The organism is Nonomuraea sp. NPDC049649 (assembly GCF_040675175.1).
In the GTDB taxonomy this organism is placed as follows: Bacteria; Actinomycetota; Actinomycetes; order Streptosporangiales; family Streptosporangiaceae; genus Nonomuraea.
Genome location: NZ_JBFAOH010000005.1, coordinates 208,841 through 228,204, shown reverse-complemented (window position 1 = coordinate 228,204; position 19,364 = coordinate 208,841). Strand labels below are relative to the sequence as shown.

The following is a 19,364-nucleotide window of genomic DNA, read 5'->3' as shown; positions in this document are numbered from 1 at the left end:
CTTCACGTGTGCTGACCCAACCTGACGAGGTTACCGCCTCCGCGCACCCCGCCGAGCCGCGTCAGCCGGGGATCCAGTTCCCGTGGAAGCCGAGCGGCACCCGGGCCGGCAGGTGGACGACGGCCACCGGGTCGCCGGTGAAGTCCTGCGCGGCCAGGATCACCAGGTCGGCCGCGCCCCTGGCCGGGTTGTTGACGAAGGTCATCACGTACCCGTCGTCCTCGCCGTCGCCGGACGGCACGAACACCGGCTCGCCCACGTACGCGTCCCGCCCGAAGCGGCGGGACTCCCGCGTGCCGGCCGTCAGGTCGTGCTTGATCAGGGTGTTGTCGAAGGCCGCGTCGGGCAGGTCCTCCAGCCCGGTCCCGTCCGGGGCGACGAGGTCGACCAGGTCGCGGGCGGCGGCGGTGTAGCCGTAGCGGTAGGGCCTGCCGGTGAGCCGCTCGTCCATGCGCGGGAACTCCTGCGCCCGGTCGTCGAGGCGGGTCTCGGTGACCGTGCCCCTGGCCGGGTCGATCCGCCAGCGGTCGAGCGTGGGCGCGCCGCCCGCGTCCAGCCGGGCGTCGACGAACCGCTCGGGGTAGCGCACCACGTCGACCACCACCTGGTCGCCGTCGTCGTAGGCGTTGAGCGTGTGGAAGACCCAGCACGGCGCCACCTCCACCCAGCGGAGCTCGCCGGTCTCCCGCGACAGCAGGCCGATCCGGGAGGGGTGGCCGGGGTTCCAGGCGTACGGCAGCGGCGCGCCCTTCTCGGCGTGGGCCATGCTGAAGGTGACCGGCAGGTCGTAGATGACGACGTACTTCGCGGTCAGCGCGAAGTCGTGCAGCATGGGCGCGTCGGCGACCGGGATGTCTCTGACGTGGACGACCCTGCCCTTCTCGTCGAGCACCAGGTGCTGGTGGTGCTCCCAGCCCCAGAAGTACGCCATCGCGTGCAGCTCGCCGGTGGCCGGGTCGAGGTGGGTGTGCGCGGCGAAGCCTCCGGGCAGGCCGCCGTCGAAGTCGCACGGGCCGATCGTGTCCAGCTCGTAGCTCAGCTCGTACGGGAGAGAACCGGCCTCGACGGTGGCCAGGGTGCGGCCGGCGAGTCCGATCACGTGGGTGTTCGCGGCGAAGTCCATGCCCCCGTGGACGAGCGTGGAGCGCGGCTCCTCGCCGAGCCGGCGGGCCACCTCGGCGCTGCGCACCCACCGGTTGCGGTACCACTCGGCGCGGCCGTCGCGCAGCCGGACGCCGTGGACCATGCCCTCCCCCAGGAACAGGTGGGAGGCCGACGGGTCGTCGAGGCTCAGCGGGTTGGGGCCGTTACGCAGGTAGCGGCCGTTCAGCTCGGCCGGGATGCGGCCGGTGACCTCCAGGTCGAAGGCGGTGATCTCCTCGGTGACGGGGGTGAAGCCGCCGTGGTACGGGTGGTCCATCACGCGGTCCTCTCATCGGGAGGGAGGAAGGGACAGAGCACCGAGGCCATCAGCAGCCGGTAGCGCTGCTCCGCCTCGGCCGGGTCGAAGAAGCCGGAGATCTCCAGGCTCACGGCGCCGTGCATGGCCATCCAGAGCGCGTCGGCGATCTCGGCTTCGCCGCCGCCGCGCAGCCGCCCCTCGTCGAGGCATCGCCGCACGACGCCCACGAGCAGGCGGAAGGTCCGTCGCGCGGCCTCCCTGGCCGTCTCGTCGGGGGTGTAGCCGGAGAGCGCGCCCTGAAACATCACCCGGTAGTACTCCGGCTCCTCCAGCGCGTACTCCCGGTAGGCGTCGAGGCCGGCGCGTAGCCGCGCCAGCGCGTCGTCGCCGTCGGGCACCGCGAGCAGCCGCCGCTCGAACCGGGCGAACCCCTCCAGCCAGAGCGCCCGGGCCAGCCCGTCCTTGCCGCCGAAGAGCGTGTAGATGACCTTGGTCGAGCAGCCGGCCTCGCCGGAGATGCGCCGCACGGTCAGCGCCGCGGGCCCCTCGCCGATCAGCAGGCTCTTGGCGACGTCGAGGATCGCCGCCCGCACGGCGCTCTGCCCTTCTCGCTGGGCCTGCTGGTACGCGGTCACGCTCATGAGTGGGTAACACCGTTTCTTCTAGGTAACGCTGTTACCACTTTTGTACACCTCTACCCTGAGCACGTCAATAGATCGTTACATTTCGTGACAACCGGGTAGCAATCCGTGCATGGCAACAGCACCGAACCCGATCCAGCTGCAGAAACACCTCAAGGGTGTCGACTATCCGGCCTCCAAGGCCGACCTGGTGCAGGCCGCCCGCGACCAGGGCGCCGACCAGGACACCATCAGAGCACTGGAGGCCATGCCGGACCGCGAGTACGACGGCCCCAACGCCGTCAGCCAGGCGGTCACCCGGCGCTGAACCCGTGCGGGTCCCGGCTACCGGCCGGGGCCCGCCGGAACGGTCAAGGCACCTTCCAGCCGCGCTCGCGCAGCGCCCGGGTGAGCGGCTCCGCCGCGTCGGGCTGCACCGACAGCTCGGCCACACCCAGCGGCAGGCCGGGCGCGTGCTCCAGGCGGACGTCCTCGACGTTGACCCCGACCTCGCCGCACACCTGGAACAGCCGGGCCAGCTGGCCCGGACGGTCGCCGATGACGACCTGGACCACGACGTAGGCCGACGCGGGCCCGCCGTGCTTGCCCGGAATCCGCCCGTGGCCCACGACACCCTGCTTGAGCAGCTGGGTCAGCTCGCCGGCCGCGGTGCCGTCGCCCTCGGCCAGCGCCCGCAGCGCCGTGGCCGCCTCGGCCAGGTCGCGGGAGACCGCCTCCAGCACCTCGGCCACCGGCAGCGAGTTGCCGGACAGGATGCCCAGCCACAGCCCCGGGTCGCCGCCGGCGATCCGGGTCACGTCGCGCACGCCCTGACCCGCCAGGCCGAGCGCCACATCGGACGCGTCGGCCAGCCGGGCCGCCACCGCCGAGGCGGCGACGTGCGGCGCGTGGGAGACGACGGCCACCGCCCGGTCGTGCTCCTCCGCGTCGACCTCGACCACGTTGGCGCCGCACAGCTCGATCAGCCGCAGCACCGCCGCCCGCGCCTCGGAAGACGCCTCAGGCGTGGGGCAGAACGCCCACGGCCGGCCCAGGAACAAATCGGCCCTGGCCGCGCCCGGCCCGGACCGCTCACGGCCCGCCAGCGGATGCGAGGCCACGTACGAGGACAGATCGCAGCCGAGCTGACGCGCCCGGTCGATCGGCTCCGCCTTGACGCTGGCCACGTCGGTGTAGAACCGGGCCGCGCCGCCCTCCTGCAGCCGCTGCAGCTCGGTGGCGACATGGCCCGGCGGGACCGCTATCACCGCCAGGTCGGCGCTCTCCCCCGGCCGCCACTCCTCACCGGCGCCCAGCTCGCGCGCGAGCCGTACGGCGCCCTGGTCGCGGTCCGCGAGCAGCACACGCACGCCGCGCCCGCGCAGGGCGAGCGCCAGCGAGGTGCCGATGAGACCGGTGCCGACAACCAGCACGGTACGGAGTTCGGAGGCCATGTCGTCTGTCCTGATCAGTCGTACGAATGACTATTGGGCGATGTCCTGGCGGAGGGCGACGGCGCCGCGCAGATACACGTGCTGGATCGCCGAACGCGGGCGGTCGGTCTCCACGTGCGCCATGAGCCGCACCACCCGGGGCAGCGCCCCCGGCACGTCGATCTCGGTGCAGCAGATCAGCGGCACCTCGTGGAAGCCCAGCTTGCGGGCCGCCAGCGCCGGGAACTCGGCGGTCAGATCGGGAGTGGCGGTGAACAGCACGCTGATCACGTCGTCCGTGGTGAGCTCGTTACGCTCCATGACCTGGGTGACCAGCTCGGTCGTGCCCGCGATGATCGAGTCACGGTCGTTGGCGTCCACCTGGATCGCACCGCGGATCGCCCGCACCATGCGCTTCGCTCCTTCTTTAGCGGGAGAGCCCGTGCGAAGGCGCGCACGGGCTCCAGCGTCGTGGGTCAGATTACAGCTTCACCGCCGCGTACAATTCGCCGACCTCACGCAGCGACAGCGCCCGGACCGTGCCCGGCTTGGTGCGGCCCAGCTTCACCGGGCCGAACTCGATGCGGGCCAGGTCGATCACCCGGTGGCCGACCTCCTCCAGCATGCGCCGCACGATGTGCTTGCGGCCCTCGTGCAGCACCACCTCGACCAGCGCCTGCTGGCCGTGCTCCTGCACGACCCGGAAGTCGTCGGCCCTGGCGATGCCGTCCTCCAGCTCGACGCCCTTCGTGAGGCGGCGGGCCACGTCGCGCCCGATCGGGCCGGGCACCTTGGCCCAGTACTTCTTCTGCACCCCGTAACTGGGGTGCGTGAGCCGGTTGGCCAGCTCGCCGTCGTTGGTGAGCAACAGCAGGCCCTCGGTCTCGGTGTCGAGCCGGCCCACGTGGAACAGCCGCGGCGCCAGCTCCTGCACGAAGTCGGCCAGGCACGGCCGGCCCTGCGGGTCCTCCATCGTGGACACCACGCCGATCGGCTTGTTCAGCGCGTAGTAGACCAGGTCAGGCTTTGTCGGGATGCGCTTGCCGTCGACGTGGATGACCTGCTTGTCCGGGTCCACCTTCGCGCCGAACCTGCGCACCACCTGACCGTCCACGGTGACGCGGCCCTCGCCGATCATCTCCTCGCAGGCCCGGCGGCTGGCCACGCCCGCCTGGGCGAGCACCTTCTGCAGCCGCACCCCGTCGGGGACCTCGGTGGTGTCGCGCTCGTCGGTGTAGCCCTCCGGGAAGAAGTCGGGGTCGCGGACGGGCTGGCGCGACGTCTTGAACCGGTCCTTGGGCTTGCCACGCTGGGAGTCGCCGAGGGTCTGCACCCGGTCGCGCCCGCCGCGCGGCGCACGGTCATTACGGGACGGACGGCCGCCGCGCGGCGCACGGTCACCCCGGGACTCACGGTCACCTCGGGGCGCACGGTCATCGCGGAGCGGACGGTCACCGCGCGGCCCACGGTCATCGCGGAACGGACGGTCACCGCGGGACTCACGGTCGCCGCGCGGCGCACGGTCACCGCGGGACGTACGATCACTGCGCGGCGCGCGGTCTTCCCTGGCGCCGTCTTCCCGCTTGCCATAACGCGCCCGGACCGGCCCCTGGGAGCCTTCCCTGCGCCCGCTGCGGTCCACCCGGAACCCGCCGCGCTCCTGCCTGCCGCCGCCGGACGACTCGTACTCGAACTCGTCGCCCCCGAAGAAGTCCCCGCGCTCGGGCCGCTCGTCACGCCCGTAGCGGGCCCGGACTCCGGCACGCGCGTCGCGTCCGTACCGATCGCCCCCACGCGCGTCGTCCCGGCGGTACGACCCGCGCTCACCACGGGCGTCATCGCGCCGGAACCCACCGTCCCGGGAACGCTCGCCCCGGAACCCGCCATCCCGGGAACGGTCATCCCGGGAACGGTCACTTCGGAACCCACCGTCCCGATAACGGTCACCCCGGGAACGGTCATCCCGGAACCCACCGTCCCGGGAACGGTCGCTCCGGAACCCATCGGAACCCCGGCGGTCATCGCGACGGAAACCGCCGCGCTCGTCGTCGCGCCGGAAGTCATCCCGGCGGGACCCACCCCCGCCGGAACCCCGGCGGAAACCCCGCTCGTCGTCACGACCGTACGAGCTGCGCTCACCACGGGCGTCGTCGCGGCGGGAACCACGGCGGTCGGCCCGGAGGTCGTCGCGGGGGAAGTCGTCTCGTCGGGAACCGCCGCGGTCGTCGCGGCGGGAACCGTCCCGGAAGTCGTCGCGGCGCGAACGGCCCCGCGAGTCGTCCGAACGGAAGGCGGGACGCCCGCCACGGCCGGAGCCGCCGGCGCGTCCTCGACCGCGTCCATCACCGGACGGGGTGCTTCGCCTGTTCTTCACGTCGATGTCTCCTCGATGTTCTCCACGTCGTCGGGGAGGAACGGGGCGAGCTCGGGAAGCTCGCTGATGTCATTCAGTCCCAGACGCTCAAGGAAGTATGAGCTTGTCCGGTAGAGCACGGCTTGGCTCTCCGGGTCGGTGCCGGCCTCCTCGACCAGCCCCCTCGCGACCAGCGTCCGCATGACGCCGTCGCTGTTCACGCCGCGTACCGCGGCCACCCGCGCCCGGCTCACCGGCTGCCGGTAAGCCACCACCGCGAGTGTTTCCAGCGCGGCCTGGGTGAGCCGCGTCTGCTGGCCGTCACGGACGAACCGTTCCACGAACGGCGCGTACCCGGGCCGAGTGTAGTAGCGCCAGCCCCCCGCGACCTGCCTCAAATCGAAACCCCGCCCCGACGCCTCGTATTCCTCGGCCAGCTCCCGCAACGCCGCCGCCACCAGATGCGTGGGCCGCTCCAGCACCTGCGCCAGGGTCACTTCCTGTACGGGCTCGTCCACGACCATGAGAATGGCCTCCAACGCCCCCTTGAGCGGGACCTCCTGGTGCTCCTGTTCCCGGCCTGCCTGCCCGTTCTGATCGCGGGGTGCCTGCCCATTCTGATCGCGGGGTGCCTGCCGGTTCTGACGACGGTCTGCCTGCCCGTTACGCCGAGCGCCGGATTCCTGCCCGGCGTGCGGAGCGCCACCTTCCTGCCCGGTGTGCGTACCACCACGTTCCTGTCCCGCACGCGTTGCGCCGAACTCCTCCGCACCACTCCCCGCCGCACCGGCGCCAGAGGGTTGCATGCCAGCGGCTAGGGCGGCATCCTCGCCGCCGTCGACCACGTCCTCCCCACGGGTAACGGCATCCCCTGCGCCAAAGGCCGCATCCTCGCGGAAAGCGGCTGCTTCCTGATCGTGAGGTTCCCGCCCGGTACGCGTCTCGCCGAGTTTCTGTCCTGCACGCTTAGCGCCGAGCTCCTCCGCACCGCTCCCCGCCGCACCGGCGCCAGAGGGTTGCATGCCAGCGGCTAGGGCGGCATCCTCGCCGCCGTCGACCACGTCCTCCCCACGGGTAACGGCATCCCCTGCGCCAAAGGCCGCATCCTCGCGGAAAGCGGCTGCTTCCTGATCGTGAGGTTCCCGCCCGGTACGCGTCTCGCCGAGTTCCTGTCCTGCACGCTTAGCGCCGAGCTCCTCCGCACCACTCCCCGCCGCACCGGCGCCAGGGGATTGCATGCCAGCGGCTAGGTCGGCACCTTCCCCGCCGTCAACCGCACTCTCCCCACGGGCAACCGCGCCCGCCCCATGGGCAGCCGCAGCCTCCCCACCGGCATCCACCGCCTCCCGATGGGCAGCCACATCCTCCCCTCGGGTAACCGGACTCTCCCCATGCACGGCCGCCCCCTCACCATGGGCAGCCGTGCCCTTCCCTCCGGCAGCGGCATCCCCCGTGCGGGAGACCACGTCTTCATGGAAAGCGACATCCTCCGCAGGCGTGAACGGATCCGATTCTGCGGAGAGCGCGTCAACCTCGCCCCCACGAGCAGCGGCTTCCTCCTGATCATCGGACTCCTGCCCGAGACCCGTACCGCCGGGCTCATGTCCCGTACGCGTTGCGCCGAGCTCCTCCGCACCGGCGCCAGGGGATGGGGAAGCACTGGCCGGACCGGCGCCAGGGGAGGGCGGGTTACCTGTCAGACCGGCGCCCTCCCCATCTGAAGCTGCATTCTCAGTGGAAGCGGTGAGATCTCCCGGAGAGGCGTCGCTGCGAGAAGCGGGATCCCCCTCAGGAGAGGCGTCACCCTCAAGGGCGGGAGGCGCGGTGACGTCTTGAGGAACTACCTCCTGAGACGTGTCAGCGTCCTCAACGGACACCAGGGAGCCGGGGAGGGTCATCCAGGCGGGCAGGGGTTTGCGCGGGCGGGGGTCGTCAGCCATCTGCGGGTTTCTCCCGGCTCTCCTCGTAGTCGTCTCCCACCGCGACGTCGCCGTCGTCGGTGCCCGTCCAGGTGACGTGCAGGTCGCCGAGCGGCTCGGCCTGCTCGAAGGTGACCGCGGACTCCCGGAACAGCTCCAGGACGGCCAGGAAGCGGGCGATGACCTCGTAGGTGCCCTCGCAGTCGGAGACCAGGGCCCTGAAGGTGGCCCTGCGCAGGCGGCGCAGGCGCTGCACCAGAATAGCGGCCTGTTCGCGCACGCTGGCCAGAGGCTGGTAGATGTGGCCGACGCTGACGGTGGGCGGCGGTTTGGGGGTGAAGGCGCGGGCGGCGATGCGGGCGAGCTGTTCGGGGCCGATGCCGAGGACCAGTTCGGGCAGCAGGCCGGCGAACTGCGGCTCCATGGGGACGGTGCGCGGGAAGCGGAGCGCCTCGTCCGCCATCCGCGCGGCGAAGATCTTGGCGACCTCCTTGTAGGCCTTGTACTGCAGGAGCCGGGCGAACAGCAGGTCGCGGGCTTCCAGCAGGGCCAAGTCCTCCTCGTCCTCGACTTCGCCGGAGGGCAGCAGCCGGGCGGCTTTGAGGTCGAGCAGGGTGGCGGCGACCAGCAGGAAGTGGCTGGTCTGGTCGAGGTCCCACTCGGGCCCGCGGGAGCGGATGTAGGCGATGAACTCGTCGGTCACCTGTGAGAGCGAGACCTCGGTGATGTCGAGCTTGTGCTTGGAGATCAGCCCGAGGAGCAGGTCGAAGGGCCCTTGGAAGACGTCCAGGTTGACCTGGAAGCCCTGGGGTTCGGCCTGCTGCTCTGTCACCTGGCCATTGTCGCAGGCTGCGGCCACCGCGAGAGCACTTCGCGGGCCAGCTCGCGGTAGGCGTTGGCGCCGAGCGAGGAGGGGTCGAAGGTGGTGATCGGCTCGCCGGCCACGGTGGCGTCGGGGAACCGCACCGTACGGTTGATCACGGTGTGGAACACCTTGTCGCCGAAGGCTTCGACGACGCGGGCGAGCACCTCGCGGCCGTGGAGGGTACGGGCGTCGTACATGGTGGCGAGCAGGCCTTCGATCTCCAGCTCGTCGTTGAGCCGCTCCTGCACCTTGGAGATGGTGTCCATGAGCAGGGCGACGCCGCGCAGCGCGAAGAACTCGCACTCCAGCGGCACCATGACGCCGTGCGCGCAGGTGAGGGCGTTGATCGTGAGCAGGCCCAGCGAGGGCTGGCAGTCGATCAGGCAGACGTCGTAGTGCGGCAGCAGCGGCTTGATGACGCGGCCGAGCACCTGTTCGCGGGCGACCTCGGTGACGAGCTGGACCTCGGCGGCGGACAGGTCGATGTTGCTGGGCAGCAGGTCGAGGCCTTCGACGCCGGTCTCCAGCAGCACGTCCTCGGCGCTGACGTTCCGGTCCATGAGCAGGTTGTAGACCGTGAGGTCGAGCTGGAGCGGGTTGATGCCGAGGCCGACGGAGAGCGCGCCCTGCGGGTCGAAGTCGACGAGCAGCACCTTGAGGCCGCATTCGACGAGGGCGGCGCCGAGGTTGATGGTGGTGGTGGTCTTGCCCACCCCGCCCTTCTGGTTGACCATGGCGACCACGCGCGCCGGGCCGTGGGTGTCCCGCGGCACCGGATCAGGGAACACCGGGCGGGGCCGCTGTGTCGGGCCCAGGTTGACGCCCGCGGAAGGCGCGTTGGTCTTGGTGTCACCCCAGGGGTTGTCGGGGTTCCCCGGGGTCGAACCGTTGGTCTTCACAGTCACCAGCTCGAACCTCCCTGACGATCCCGAACCGGACCGTCCGGACGGACACTATGGCGTCACCACTTAACGCGGCAAGGCGGCACGCCGGAGTGCCGCACGACCCAAAAGACTATAGATCACTGGCGGGCCCGGGGATGCGCCGCGGCGTACACCTCTCGGAGCTTGTCGACCGTGACCAGTGTGTAGACCTGGGTGGTCGTCACGGAGGCGTGGCCGAGCAGCTCCTGCACCACCCTAACGTCGGCGCCGCCGTCGAGAAGGTGGGTTGCGAACGAATGGCGCAGAACGTGGGGAGAGATCCCGGCGAGTCCGGCCCGTTCGGCGGCGGACTGCAGGACCTCCCAGGCGCCCTGGCGGGTGAGCCGCCCGCCGCGGGCGTTGAGGAAGACGGCGGGGGTGCCGCGGCCGTGGGCCAGCAGGCCGGGCCTGGCCCGGACGAGGTAGGCGTCGAGGGCGGCGCGGGCGTAGCGGCCGAGCGGGACGACCCGGCTGCGGCCGCCCTTGCCGCGCAGCCGCACCTGGTCGTCCTCCAGGTCGTCGACGGCGAGGCCGACGGCCTCGGAGATGCGGGCGCCGGTGCCGTACAGGACCTCCAGCAGGGCGCGGTTGCGCAGGGTGAGCGGCGCGCCGTCGGGGCCGGAGGCGGCGATGAGGCGTTCGACCTCGTCGACGGTGATGGCCTTGGGGAGCCGGCGCAGCTGACGGGGCGGGCGCACCTGGTGGGCGGGGTCGTGGGCGGTGACGCCTTCGCGCAGCGCGAAGCGGTGCAGGCCGCGCACGGCGGAGACGGCGCGGGCGGCCGAGCTGGCGACGAGGGCGGGGTGCTCGCCGTCGCCCTCGCGGAGCGCGGCGAGGAAGGCCCGGACGTCGGACTCGGCCACCTCGCCGAGCTCCTCCCGCCCGCGTGAGCGCAGGTGCTCGGCGTAGCGGTGCAGGTCGCGGCGGTAGGAGGCGAGCGTGTTGGCGGCCAGGCCGCGCTCCACCGCGAGGTGGGCGAGGTAGCTGGACAGCACCGCCTCCACGGGATTGGTCCTTTCCGTCATGCCTCCGGGGCGTCCGCGGGACGCAGGCCGGCGAACCCGCCGGCCGCGGCCGCGTACGCCGCGAGAATACCGGCGACGGCGGCGGAATTGTGGATCATCCCCGCGAGCACCCGGCGCACGGCGTCGTCCAGCGGCACCCACTCGACCGGCATGCCGATCTCCTCGTGGCGGTGCTCGAAGGTGTTCTCCTCGTCGGGGATCTTCTCCAGGTCGCGGGCGAGGAAGACGCGGATGCGCTCGTCGGAGCAGCCGGGCGAGGTGTAGAGGTCGACCAGGGTGTGCCAGGTGGCGGCGCGGTAGCCGGCCTCCTCGGCCAGCTCGCGGGCGGCGCCGTCGACCAGCGGTTCGCCTTCCACGTCGCGGATCCCGGCGGGCAGCTCCCACAGCAGGTGGCGGGTCGGGTGGCGGTACTGCCGGATGAGCAGCACCCGCCCGGCGTCGTCGAGGGCGAGCACCCCGACGGAGCCGGGGTGGCGGACGTAGTCGCGGTCGGCGGTCTCGTCGCGGGGCATGCGGACGGTGTCGGTGACGACGTCGATCACGTATCCCGCGAACCGCTTCCTGGACTCGACGACCTCCCAGGACTCGGGCGTGTCTTGGATCACTTGGTCACCTTAGCGGCCACCCTGCTGTCGGCGTAGGCGAGGGCGGCGCCGACGAGCCCCTTGAACATCGGGTTGGCGCGGGTGGGCCGGGACCGGAACTCGGGGTGGGCCTGGGTGCCGATGAAGAACGGGTGGACGTCGGCGGGCAGCTCGGTGTATTCGACCAGGCGCTCGTCGGGCGACACGCCGGAGAACACCAGGCCGACCTTCTCCAGCCGCTCGCGGTAGGCGTTGTTGACCTCGTAGCGGTGGCGGTGGCGCTCGGCGGCCTTGTCCTTGCCGTAGAGCTGGCGGGCGAGGGTGCCCTCGCGGAGCTTGGCGGTGTAGCTGCCGAGCCGCATGGTGCCGCCCATGTCGCGCTCGCCGGCGACGACGTCCTTCTGGTCGGCCATCGTGGAGATGACGGGGTGCTTGGTGTCGGGGTCGAACTCGGTGGAGTTGGCGTTCTCCAGCCCGGCGAGGTTGCGGGCGGCCTCGATGACCATGCCCTGCATGCCGAGGCAGATGCCGAGCAGCGGGATCTTGTTCTCCCGGGCGTGGCGGATGGCGCCGATCTTGCCCTCTATGCCGCGGACGCCGAAGCCGCCGGGGATGAGCACGCCGTCGACGCCGTCGAGCTCGCGCTCGGCGCCCTCGGGGGTCTCGCAGTCGTCGCTCTTGACCCAGCGGATGTTGACGCGGGCGTCGTTGGCGAACCCGCCGGCGCGCAGCGCCTCGGTGACCGACAGGTAGGCGTCGGGCAGGTCGATGTACTTGCCGACCAGGGCGATGGTGACCTCGTTGGCCGGGCGGTGGACGCGGCGCAGGAGCTGGTCCCACTCGTTCCAGTCGACGTCGCGGAAGGGCAGGCCGAGCCGGCGCACCACGTACGCGTCGAGCCCCTCGGTGTGCAGCACGCGGGGGATGTCGTAGATGGAGGCGGCGTCGACGCAGCTGACCACGGCGTCCTCGTCGACGTCGCACATCAGGCTGATCTTGCGCTTGATCGCGACCTGCACGGGACGGTCGGAGCGGAGCACGATGGCGTCGGGCTGGATGCCGATGCTGCGCAGCGCGGCCACGCTGTGCTGGGTGGGCTTGGTCTTGAGCTCGCCGGACGGGCCGATGTAGGGCAGCAGGGAGACGTGCAGGAAGAACACGTTGTCGCGGCCGACCTCGTGGCGGATCTGCCGCACGGCCTCCAGGAACGGCAGCGACTCGATGTCGCCGACGGTGCCGCCCACCTCGGTGATGACCAGGTCGACGTCGGGGCCGGCCATGCCGCGGATGCGGTCCTTGATCTCGTTGGTGATGTGCGGGATCACCTGGACGGTGTCGCCGAGGTACTCGCCGCGCCGCTCTTTGGCGATGACGTGGGAGTAGACCTGGCCGGTGGTCACGTTGGCCGAGCCGTGCAGGTCGGTGTCGAGGAAGCGTTCGTAGTGGCCGACGTCGAGGTCGGTCTCGGCGCCGTCGTCGGTGACGAAGACCTCGCCGTGCTGGAACGGGTTCATCGTGCCGGGGTCGACGTTGAGGTACGGGTCGAGCTTCTGCATCGTGACCCGGAGACCGCGGCCCTTGAGCAGGCGACCGAGGCTGGAGGCGGTGAGCCCCTTGCCGAGACTGGAGGCGACGCCCCCGGTGACGAACAGATGCTTGGTGTGCGTGTCGCTGCGCAAGGAGGGCTCCCGTGGCTAGGTGTGGCTAGTGTCCACGGGCTCTCAGAATATCAAACGGCGTCCCTCACATGCCCGAACGGTATGACCAACCGGTAACTTTGGGCCCTATGTCACTAGTACGGCGGGCTCTGGGCACGCTGATCCACCGTGCCTACGCGGCGGTCCGGGAGGCCGGCGCGATCACCCCGCGCACGCCCTCAGGCCACCGGTTCCGCCGGCTGGGCGAGGGAGCCAAGATCGCTTTCCCGCCCGGGGCGATCTTCGGCGAGGAATGGATGGAGATCGGCGACCACACGCTGATCGGCGAGCGCGTGTCGCTGTCGTGCGGCATGTGGCCGGGCGCCGACCTGGGCCCGGACACGATCCTGCGGATCGGCGGCAGCTGCTCGATCGGCCGGGGCACGCACGTGGTCGCCCACCAGTCGATCGACATCGGCGACCACGTGTTCACCGGCCCGTACGTCTACATCACCGACCAGAACCACGTCTACGACGACCCGGACGTGCCGATCGGCCGGCAGTGGCCGCGCAACAACCCGGTCTCGATCGGCTCGGGCTCGTGGCTGGGCGCGGGCGCGATCGTGCTGCCGGGCACCCGGCTGGGCCGGCAGTGCGTGGTGGCGGGCGGCGCGGTGGTGCGCGGCGAGTTCCCCGACCACAGCGTGGTGGCGGGGGTCCCGGCCAGGCTGGTCCGTACGTACGACGCCGAATTAGGCTGGCACGACCCGGACGTCGCGTCGCTGAGGGCTTCCTGACCCGGACCGTCAGTGGACGCGCTCCGATCAGATCCAGCCGGACTCCGAGGCGATCCGCACGGCGTCGGTACGGTTGCGCGCCCCCGTCTTGCTGAGCAGGCTGGAGATGTAGTTGCGCACCGTGGCCGCCGACAGGTGCAGCCGCTCGGCGATCTCACTGGTGGTGGCGCCGGAGCCGATCGCCACGAGCACGTCGGTCTCGCGCTGGGTGAGCGGGCTGGCCGCGGCGCGCATCGCGGCGACGGCCGCCGATCCGTCGATGACCTGCTCGCCGGCGGCCACCCTGCGGATGCTCTCGGCCAGCCGCTCCGTCGGCGCGCCCTTCATGAGGAAGCCGGTGGCGCCCGCCTCCAGCGCCTGCTGCAGCCGGCCGGTCTGGGCGAGGCCGGTGAGGATGAGCACCCGGCACTCGGGTAACGCCGTCACGAGGCGCTCGGTGGCGGCGATGCCGTCCAGGTGCGGCATCTCGATGTCGATCACGGCGACGTCCGGCCGGGCGGCCAGGGCCTGGGCGAGCACGCGGTCGCCGCGGCCGGTCTCCGCGACCACCTCGATGTCGTCGGTGAGGTTGAGCAGCGCGACCAGGGCGCCGCGCACCACGCCGTGGTCTTCAGCCAGCAGTACGCGAATCACCTGCTGTGGCCCTTTCCAGCTCGGGGACGGCGGGCATGTCCACCCGCACGGCGAACCCGTCGGCGCCCTCCCTGCCGACGGCCAGTTCTCCTCGCATCCTCGCCACTCGCCTGCTGAGCCCTCTCAGGCCGGACCCCCAGACGAGTTCCCGGCCCGGGGGGACGCCGTCGTTCCAGATGAGCAGCACGACACGGCCCGCGACCTCCTCCAGCTCGATCACGCAGCTGGTCGCGGCGCTGTGCTTGATGATGTTGGTGGTGGCCTCGCGGACGACCCAGCCCGCGACGTTGCCGACCTCGGCGTCCACCTCGTCGAGGCGGACCCGGACGACGCAGCCGGCCCCCGACAGTTCCAGGAGGGACACCGCCGAGGACACCTCGGCGCCGACGTCGAGGGTGCGGCGGCCGCGCACCACCGCCTTCACCTCCTCGCTCGCCTCGTCGATGAAGGCGCACGCCTCCCGCAGCTCCTGCGCGGCCTGCCGGCGGTCGGCGTCCACCAGGGCGGCGGCCAGCTCGGTCTTGAGGATGATGGCGGTCAGCGTCTGCCCCAGCAGGTCGTGCAGCTCCCGCGCGACGCGCATCCGGTCGTGGTCGACGGCCGCCTCGGACAGCCGGGCGCGCACCGCCCGCAGCTCGCGTTCGAGTCGTACGTACCGCAGCACGCCGAACTGGAGCACGGCCGACACCGGCAGGCTCAGCGCGGCGGTGACGCCCATCGCGCCCCCGGGGTCCGGATCGATGAGCAGGACCAGGGGGATCTCGGCCAGTGAGACCCCGGCGACCACGGTCCAGGCGGCCCCGGCCGGCAGGCTCAGCAGGGCCAGCACGGCGACGACGCCGGGGAGGTAGAGGAGGAAGTCGCCGAAGGCCACCGCCGCCGCGTAGACGGCCGCGGCGGCCAGCGCGACCCTGAGGGGGCCGCCGGGGCGTCGCCCGGCCCCGGCGACGTAGCGGGCCGCCGCCGCGGCGTAGACCACGAGCAGGGCCGACAGGAGCACGGTGAGGACCAGCGCCTCGATGACGGAGGCGCGGAGCAGGAGGGCGGCGACCGGCAGCGCCGCCCACGGCAGCGCCACCCCGGCGATGGCGATGCCGGCCTGCCGGCCGGCCCGGCGGATGTCGTGTAACAGACCGCTCACCGCGTCCGCGATCGCGTTCGTCCCCATCATCGGTGATCCCCGTGTGTCGGCACCCCACGCCCGGCCTCCATCGTGACAGGCGCCGAATCCGTGATCAACTGCTGGTGAGCGCCGTTCCGCCGGCCAGCCAGCCGTTGACCGCCGCGACCCGTACCGCCTCCTCGTCGGTCCGGCCGCCGGTCTTCACCCGGGCGGCGGCCAGGTAGTTGCGCACGGTGTGGGCGGACAGCCCGAGGCGCCGGCTGAGCTGGTGGATCCCCTCCCCCGCCGCCAGGGCCGCGAGCACGCTGGCCTCCCGGGGCGTCAGCGGGTTGGTGTCCACCTCCGGTTCGAGCAGGTCGTCGGCCAGATTCAGGTCGATGACCCGCTCTCCCCTGGCGACGGCGCGGATCGCGTCGGTCAGCCGGTGGGCGGGGGCGTCCTTGACCAGGAACCCGCGCACTCCGGCCGCCATCGCGCGCTCGAAGTTGCCCTGGGTGCCGACGCTGGTGAGGATCAGCACCGGCGGAGGCGCGTCGAGCCGGCTGAGCCGGTCGGCGGCCTCCAGCCCGTCGATGCCGGGCAGCCCGATGTCCAGCAGCGCCACGTCGGGCCGGGACTCGACCACGGCGGGCAGGATGTCGTCACCCCTGTCCACCTCCCGGACCACGCGGATGTCGGGCTCCTCGGACATCAGGGCGATCAGCGCGCCCCTGATGAGGTCGTGGTCCTCGGCGATCAGCACATCGATCATGTTCTCTCCGGTGATGAGGGGACGGGCGACGCCGCCGCCGTCCCGCGGGGAACGTCCAGGACAAGGTGGAACCAGTCGTCCTGCGTGGTCTGCCGGGTGCTGGTCCCGCCCACCTGGGCCAGCCGTTCCTGCACCCCGGCCAGGCCGCTGCCGTCGGTGTCGCCCTCTCCGGCGCCGGCGCCGTCGTTGGACAGGCGGATCTCGATGCGGCCGTGTTCCTCGTCCTCCTCGACGGCCAGCCGGCAGACGGTCGCCCGGCTGTGCCGCAGGATGTTCGTGGCCCCCTCCCGCAGGGCCCAGGCGAGCGCCACTCTGATCTCGCGGTCCAGGTGGGCGGGCAGCGGTTCGAACTCGCAGCGGACTCCCGCGGTCTGCAGCACCCGCCGCACCCCGCCGATCTCCCGCTCCAGCGACATCTCCCGGTAGCCTTTGACGACCGCCCGCACGTCGCGCAGCGAGCGGCGGGCGGCGTCGTGGATGTCGGCGAGCTCGGCCTGCAGGCGCTCCCGCTGACCGGCGGAGATCCGCATGGCCAGCTCGGTCTTCATCGCGATGACCGACAGGTTGTGCCCGAGCACGTCGTGCAGTTCCCTGGCGAACCTGAGCCGCTCCTCCGTGACCGCCAGCGCGGCCAGCTCTTCCCTGGTCCTGTGCAGCTCCCGCAGCAGCGCGGCGAAGAGCACCATGCCCACCAGCGCGCCGGCCGTGAGGAGGTTCTGCACCGCGCCGTATCCCACCCAGCGCCCGCCGCCGAGCCAGGCGAGCGCGGCTCCGCCGGCGAGCGCCGCGGCGAAGCCCGCCGCGGCCCGCCACCCCCGCAGAGTCAGGGCGAAGGCCGCCGGCAGCATGAAGCCGATGCTCCACCACGTCGGACCGGCCACGAAGGGGGCGGCGACCGACAGGCCGGTCATGGTGCTGAGCACCGGCAGATCGGCCTTCGCGGGCCGGTCGGCCACCGCGGACACGACCAGCCACAGGTAGCAGGCGGTGAGGCCGGTCAGCAGGATCAGCGCGGCGGCGGCCCGGCCGGGAGAGAACGCCCGGAACGCCTCGGCGACGGGGACGGCCACGAAGACGGCCATGCCGACCGCGAAACCGCCCGCGGTGAGCCGCGCGATCCGGAGCGTGCGGGGCCCCACCCCGATCAGCCTCGCCGAGGCTCCCACTTGAACCACCTCTTCGCGGCCCACAGGGCGACGACCAGCCACACGGCCAGCACGATCCAGCCCTGCCACATCACCTGGAAACCCTCCAGCACGCCGATGTCCGGGGGCACCGCCGAGCCTTGCTGGTGCACGAAGTCCTTGCCGAGGTAGGCGGTGCGGATCCCGTCGGCGATCGGGATGAAGGGCAGGTACGACAGCGGGGCCTGGACCCAGCCGGGCAGCTGGGAGATCGGGTAGGCCAGGCCGGACAGCCCGATGGTCAGGAAGAGGAAGGGCAGCCCCACGAAGATCGTCATCCCCTGTCCGGGGATGCGCCCGCTCACCGCCACGGCGAGCGCGGCGAACACCGCCGTCCCGGCGATCACCGTGGCCAGGAGCAGGGCGGGGTTGGCGGGCAGGGCGATGCCGTGCACGGCCCAGGCCAGCGCGATCAGCAGCGCGATCTGGGCGATGACGACGACGATCACGCAGAGGATCTCACCCGCGAAGATGGCCAGATCGGGCAGTTCGGTGCCGCGCAGGCGCTTGAGTATCAGCTGCTGCCTGCGCTGGACCAGGACCTCCAGGAGGTTCATGAACGCGAGCATGCCGAGCGCGAGCACGAGCACGCCGGTGACGAGGTAGGCGCTCAGGGTCGCCCCGCCCCACGCCCCGTCGGGCATGATCAGCGGGAACAGGCCGCCGACGAGCAGCGGGAAGCCGAACCCCATGGCGACCATCACCGGCGTCCGCCAGAAGATCTTCTGGCTGAGCCGGAACTGGGCGAGCGTGTAAGCGATCATTTCGGCGCCACCTTCCGGTCGCCCTCGGCGATGTCGAGGAAGACCTCCTCCAGCGTGGCCTGGCGGACGTCCAGCCCGCTGATGCGGATGCCGGCGGCGCCGGCCCAGCCGAGCACCGCGTGGGCGACGGCCTCCGGCTCCGCGGTGACGATCACACAGCGCCGCCCGGTCATGGCCGGCGTGTGTCCCTCGCCGAGGTCGAGGCCGGCCAGGGTGGCGCCCTCGGGCAGTTCGAACGCGACCCGTCCCGCACCGCGGCCAAGCACCTCGGCCATCGTCCCGTAGGTCATGATCCGGCCCTTGTCCATGATGGCCACCCGGGCCGCCAGCTCCTGGGCCTCCTCCAGGTAGTGGGTGGTGAGCAGCACCGTGGTGCCCTCCTCCGCCAGGCGGCTGACCAGTTGCCGGACGCGGCGGCGGGCCTCGGGGTCCAGGCCGGTGGTGGGCTCGTCCAGGAAGAGGAGCTCGGGGCGGCCCAGGACGGCCAGCGTGATGTCGAGCTTGCGCCGCTCGCCGCCGGACATGTGCTTGACCCTGGTCCCGGCCTGCCCGGACAGGCCGACCAGGTCCAGCGCCTCCGCGGTGGGGCGGGCGCCGGAGGTGAACCGCCGCCAGGCGTCGACGGTCTCCGCCGCGGTCAGCTCGCCGAACAGCCCGGACTCCTGGAGCACCAGGCCGGTCCTGGACCGCAGCGCCCGCCGGTCGGACGGGTCGTGCCCGAAGATCCTGACGGTGCCGCCGGAGGGCTTGAGGTAGCCCTCCATGATCTCGATCGTGGTGGTCTTGCCCGCGCCGTTGGTGCCGAGCAGCGCGAACACCTCCCCCCGGCGTACCTCGAAGGAGATGCCGTCCACCGCGACCAGGTCGCCGTATCGTTTGCGCAGCCCGGCGACCTCGATCACCGTCTCGCCCATGCTCAGTCTCCCGTCCTCGGAGAAGGCGGCGGGCCGGTGACCCGCCGCCTTCCTGGTCAGCCTCCGCTGGACCCCACCGTCCACGCCGTGAAGGCGCTGCCGCCCACTGAACTCACCGAGCTGGCCGAGCCGAGCGAGCCGCCCGCGGCGGACTCCAGGTCCTCCACGTCGAACTCGCCCTCCGGCTTGTCCGGCAGGGGCGGGGTGGGCACCCCCTCCGGGTAGGCGATGCCGAACTCGGCCAGCATCGGCCGCGGCTCGCGCTCGTAGCGGGTCCTGACCCTTTCGTCGGCCCACGCGGCGGCTATCAGCCGCGCAAGCTTCTTGCGGTCCTCGTCGCCGAGGATGTAGACGCTCTCGGCCATGCAGCCGCTCCTTCCGGGTTGCCGGGGCACGAGCGGGCGCCCCGGCTCCCGTCTCCTGCCACGATCTCGTCA

General features: G+C 71.9%; 20 protein-coding genes. 2 read left to right on the top strand and 18 right to left on the bottom strand.

Annotated elements, in window-relative coordinates; genetic code table 11:
- Positions 1 to 61: 61 nt before the first annotated feature.
- The gene (locus tag AB0J42_RS09905) at positions 62 to 1,420 is read right to left on the bottom strand and encodes a carotenoid oxygenase family protein (RefSeq protein WP_364290903.1); all 1,359 of its coding nucleotides are present in this window, start codon (positions 1,418 to 1,420) and stop codon (positions 62 to 64) included.
- Entirely contained in the window at positions 1,420 to 2,043 is a 624-nt protein-coding gene (locus tag AB0J42_RS09900) for a TetR/AcrR family transcriptional regulator (RefSeq protein WP_364290901.1), read from the bottom strand. Before AB0J42_RS09900 ends, AB0J42_RS09905 begins: the two co-directional genes overlap by 1 nt.
- A 112-nt stretch (positions 2,044 to 2,155) precedes the next feature.
- On the opposite strand from AB0J42_RS09900, the gene AB0J42_RS09895 reads away from it, so the two are divergent.
- Positions 2,156 to 2,350: a DUF2795 domain-containing protein gene (locus AB0J42_RS09895; protein WP_364290899.1), complete on the top strand. Its 195-nt coding sequence runs from the start codon at positions 2,156 to 2,158 to the stop codon at positions 2,348 to 2,350.
- Between the two features lie 43 nt (positions 2,351 to 2,393).
- On the opposite strand, the gene AB0J42_RS09890 is transcribed toward AB0J42_RS09895, so the two are convergent.
- From AB0J42_RS09890 to AB0J42_RS09850, 9 genes are all read right to left on the bottom strand, one after another.
- A complete protein-coding gene (locus AB0J42_RS09890; protein ID WP_364290897.1) occupies positions 2,394 to 3,476 on the bottom strand; it encodes a prephenate dehydrogenase in 1,083 nt (360 codons plus the stop codon).
- Between the two features lie 30 nt (positions 3,477 to 3,506).
- On the bottom strand, positions 3,507 to 3,866 hold the full coding sequence (aroH, locus tag AB0J42_RS09885; protein ID WP_364290895.1) for a chorismate mutase: 360 nt from the start codon (positions 3,864 to 3,866) through the stop codon (positions 3,507 to 3,509).
- 70 nt (positions 3,867 to 3,936) lie between these two features.
- Positions 3,937 to 4,788: a pseudouridine synthase gene (locus tag AB0J42_RS09880; RefSeq protein WP_364290893.1), complete on the bottom strand. Its 852-nt coding sequence runs from the start codon at positions 4,786 to 4,788 to the stop codon at positions 3,937 to 3,939.
- Between the two features lie 1,037 nt (positions 4,789 to 5,825).
- A complete protein-coding gene (gene scpB / locus AB0J42_RS09875) occupies positions 5,826 to 6,332 on the bottom strand; it encodes an SMC-Scp complex subunit ScpB (RefSeq protein ID WP_364291122.1) in 507 nt (168 codons plus the stop codon).
- A gap of 1,408 nt (positions 6,333 to 7,740) precedes the next feature.
- Complete coding sequence (locus AB0J42_RS09870; RefSeq protein ID WP_364290891.1) at positions 7,741 to 8,559, bottom strand: segregation/condensation protein A; 819 nt, start codon at positions 8,557 to 8,559, stop codon at positions 7,741 to 7,743.
- On the bottom strand, positions 8,556 to 9,407 hold the full coding sequence (locus AB0J42_RS09865) for a ParA family protein (RefSeq protein ID WP_364291120.1): 852 nt from the start codon (positions 9,405 to 9,407) through the stop codon (positions 8,556 to 8,558). Before AB0J42_RS09865 ends, AB0J42_RS09870 begins: the two co-directional genes overlap by 4 nt.
- Positions 9,408 to 9,613: 206 nt before the next feature.
- Positions 9,614 to 10,540 (bottom strand): site-specific tyrosine recombinase XerD, encoded by a 927-nt coding sequence (gene xerD, locus AB0J42_RS09860; protein ID WP_364290889.1) that lies wholly within the window; start codon positions 10,538 to 10,540, stop codon positions 9,614 to 9,616.
- Complete coding sequence (locus AB0J42_RS09855) at positions 10,537 to 11,145, bottom strand: NUDIX hydrolase (RefSeq protein ID WP_364290887.1); 609 nt, start codon at positions 11,143 to 11,145, stop codon at positions 10,537 to 10,539. Before AB0J42_RS09855 ends, xerD begins: the two co-directional genes overlap by 4 nt.
- Positions 11,142 to 12,803, bottom strand: coding sequence for a CTP synthase (locus AB0J42_RS09850; protein ID WP_364290885.1), 1,662 nt, complete (start codon positions 12,801 to 12,803; stop codon positions 11,142 to 11,144). Before AB0J42_RS09850 ends, AB0J42_RS09855 begins: the two co-directional genes overlap by 4 nt.
- 107 nt (positions 12,804 to 12,910) lie before the next feature.
- Between AB0J42_RS09850 and AB0J42_RS09845 the strand changes: the two genes are divergently transcribed.
- The gene (locus AB0J42_RS09845; protein WP_364290883.1) at positions 12,911 to 13,558 is read left to right on the top strand and encodes an acyltransferase; all 648 of its coding nucleotides are present in this window, start codon (positions 12,911 to 12,913) and stop codon (positions 13,556 to 13,558) included.
- A gap of 27 nt (positions 13,559 to 13,585) precedes the next feature.
- On the opposite strand, the gene AB0J42_RS09840 is transcribed toward AB0J42_RS09845, so the two are convergent.
- The 7 genes from AB0J42_RS09840 to AB0J42_RS09810 form a co-directional block, all read right to left on the bottom strand.
- On the bottom strand, positions 13,586 to 14,191 hold the full coding sequence (locus AB0J42_RS09840) for a response regulator transcription factor (RefSeq protein WP_364290881.1): 606 nt from the start codon (positions 14,189 to 14,191) through the stop codon (positions 13,586 to 13,588).
- On the bottom strand, positions 14,169 to 15,362 hold the full coding sequence (locus AB0J42_RS09835; RefSeq protein ID WP_364290879.1) for a histidine kinase: 1,194 nt from the start codon (positions 15,360 to 15,362) through the stop codon (positions 14,169 to 14,171). The genes AB0J42_RS09840 and AB0J42_RS09835 overlap by 23 nt, the downstream gene beginning before the upstream one ends.
- Before the next feature lie 64 nt (positions 15,363 to 15,426).
- Positions 15,427 to 16,065 (bottom strand): response regulator transcription factor, encoded by a 639-nt coding sequence (locus tag AB0J42_RS09830; protein WP_364290877.1) that lies wholly within the window; start codon positions 16,063 to 16,065, stop codon positions 15,427 to 15,429.
- The gene (locus tag AB0J42_RS09825) at positions 16,062 to 17,231 is read right to left on the bottom strand and encodes a histidine kinase (RefSeq protein WP_364290875.1); all 1,170 of its coding nucleotides are present in this window, start codon (positions 17,229 to 17,231) and stop codon (positions 16,062 to 16,064) included. The genes AB0J42_RS09830 and AB0J42_RS09825 overlap by 4 nt, the downstream gene beginning before the upstream one ends.
- Complete coding sequence (locus AB0J42_RS09820) at positions 17,210 to 18,013, bottom strand: ABC transporter permease (protein ID WP_364290873.1); 804 nt, start codon at positions 18,011 to 18,013, stop codon at positions 17,210 to 17,212. The genes AB0J42_RS09825 and AB0J42_RS09820 overlap by 22 nt, the downstream gene beginning before the upstream one ends.
- Entirely contained in the window at positions 18,010 to 19,011 is a 1,002-nt protein-coding gene (locus tag AB0J42_RS09815) for an ABC transporter ATP-binding protein (protein ID WP_364290871.1), read from the bottom strand. The genes AB0J42_RS09820 and AB0J42_RS09815 overlap by 4 nt, the downstream gene beginning before the upstream one ends.
- The gene (locus AB0J42_RS09810; RefSeq protein WP_364290869.1) at positions 18,984 to 19,292 is read right to left on the bottom strand and encodes a hypothetical protein; all 309 of its coding nucleotides are present in this window, start codon (positions 19,290 to 19,292) and stop codon (positions 18,984 to 18,986) included. Before AB0J42_RS09810 ends, AB0J42_RS09815 begins: the two co-directional genes overlap by 28 nt.
- Between the last annotated feature and the right edge of the window lie 72 nt (positions 19,293 to 19,364).

What these genes read in the sequence shown, in the direction of transcription:
- AB0J42_RS09905 (WP_364290903.1), bottom strand. Translation starts at nt 1,420, where the DNA reads ATGGACCACCCGTACCACGGCGGCTTCACCCCCGTCACCGAGGAGATC.
- AB0J42_RS09900 (WP_364290901.1), bottom strand. Translation starts at nt 2,043, where the DNA reads ATGAGCGTGACCGCGTACCAGCAGGCCCAGCGAGAAGGGCAGAGCGCC.
- AB0J42_RS09895 (WP_364290899.1), top strand. Translation starts at nt 2,156, where the DNA reads ATGGCAACAGCACCGAACCCGATCCAGCTGCAGAAACACCTCAAGGGT.
- AB0J42_RS09890 (WP_364290897.1), bottom strand. Translation starts at nt 3,476, where the DNA reads ATGGCCTCCGAACTCCGTACCGTGCTGGTTGTCGGCACCGGTCTCATC.
- aroH (WP_364290895.1), bottom strand. Translation starts at nt 3,866, where the DNA reads ATGGTGCGGGCGATCCGCGGTGCGATCCAGGTGGACGCCAACGACCGT.
- scpB (WP_364291122.1), bottom strand. Translation starts at nt 6,332, where the DNA reads ATGGTCGTGGACGAGCCCGTACAGGAAGTGACCCTGGCGCAGGTGCTG.
- xerD (WP_364290889.1), bottom strand. Translation starts at nt 10,540, where the DNA reads ATGACGGAAAGGACCAATCCCGTGGAGGCGGTGCTGTCCAGCTACCTC.
- AB0J42_RS09845 (WP_364290883.1), top strand. Translation starts at nt 12,911, where the DNA reads ATGTCACTAGTACGGCGGGCTCTGGGCACGCTGATCCACCGTGCCTAC.
- AB0J42_RS09835 (WP_364290879.1), bottom strand. Translation starts at nt 15,362, where the DNA reads ATGATGGGGACGAACGCGATCGCGGACGCGGTGAGCGGTCTGTTACAC.
- AB0J42_RS09830 (WP_364290877.1), bottom strand. Translation starts at nt 16,065, where the DNA reads ATGATCGATGTGCTGATCGCCGAGGACCACGACCTCATCAGGGGCGCG.
- AB0J42_RS09820 (WP_364290873.1), bottom strand. Translation starts at nt 18,013, where the DNA reads ATGATCGCTTACACGCTCGCCCAGTTCCGGCTCAGCCAGAAGATCTTC.
- AB0J42_RS09810 (WP_364290869.1), bottom strand. Translation starts at nt 19,292, where the DNA reads ATGGCCGAGAGCGTCTACATCCTCGGCGACGAGGACCGCAAGAAGCTT.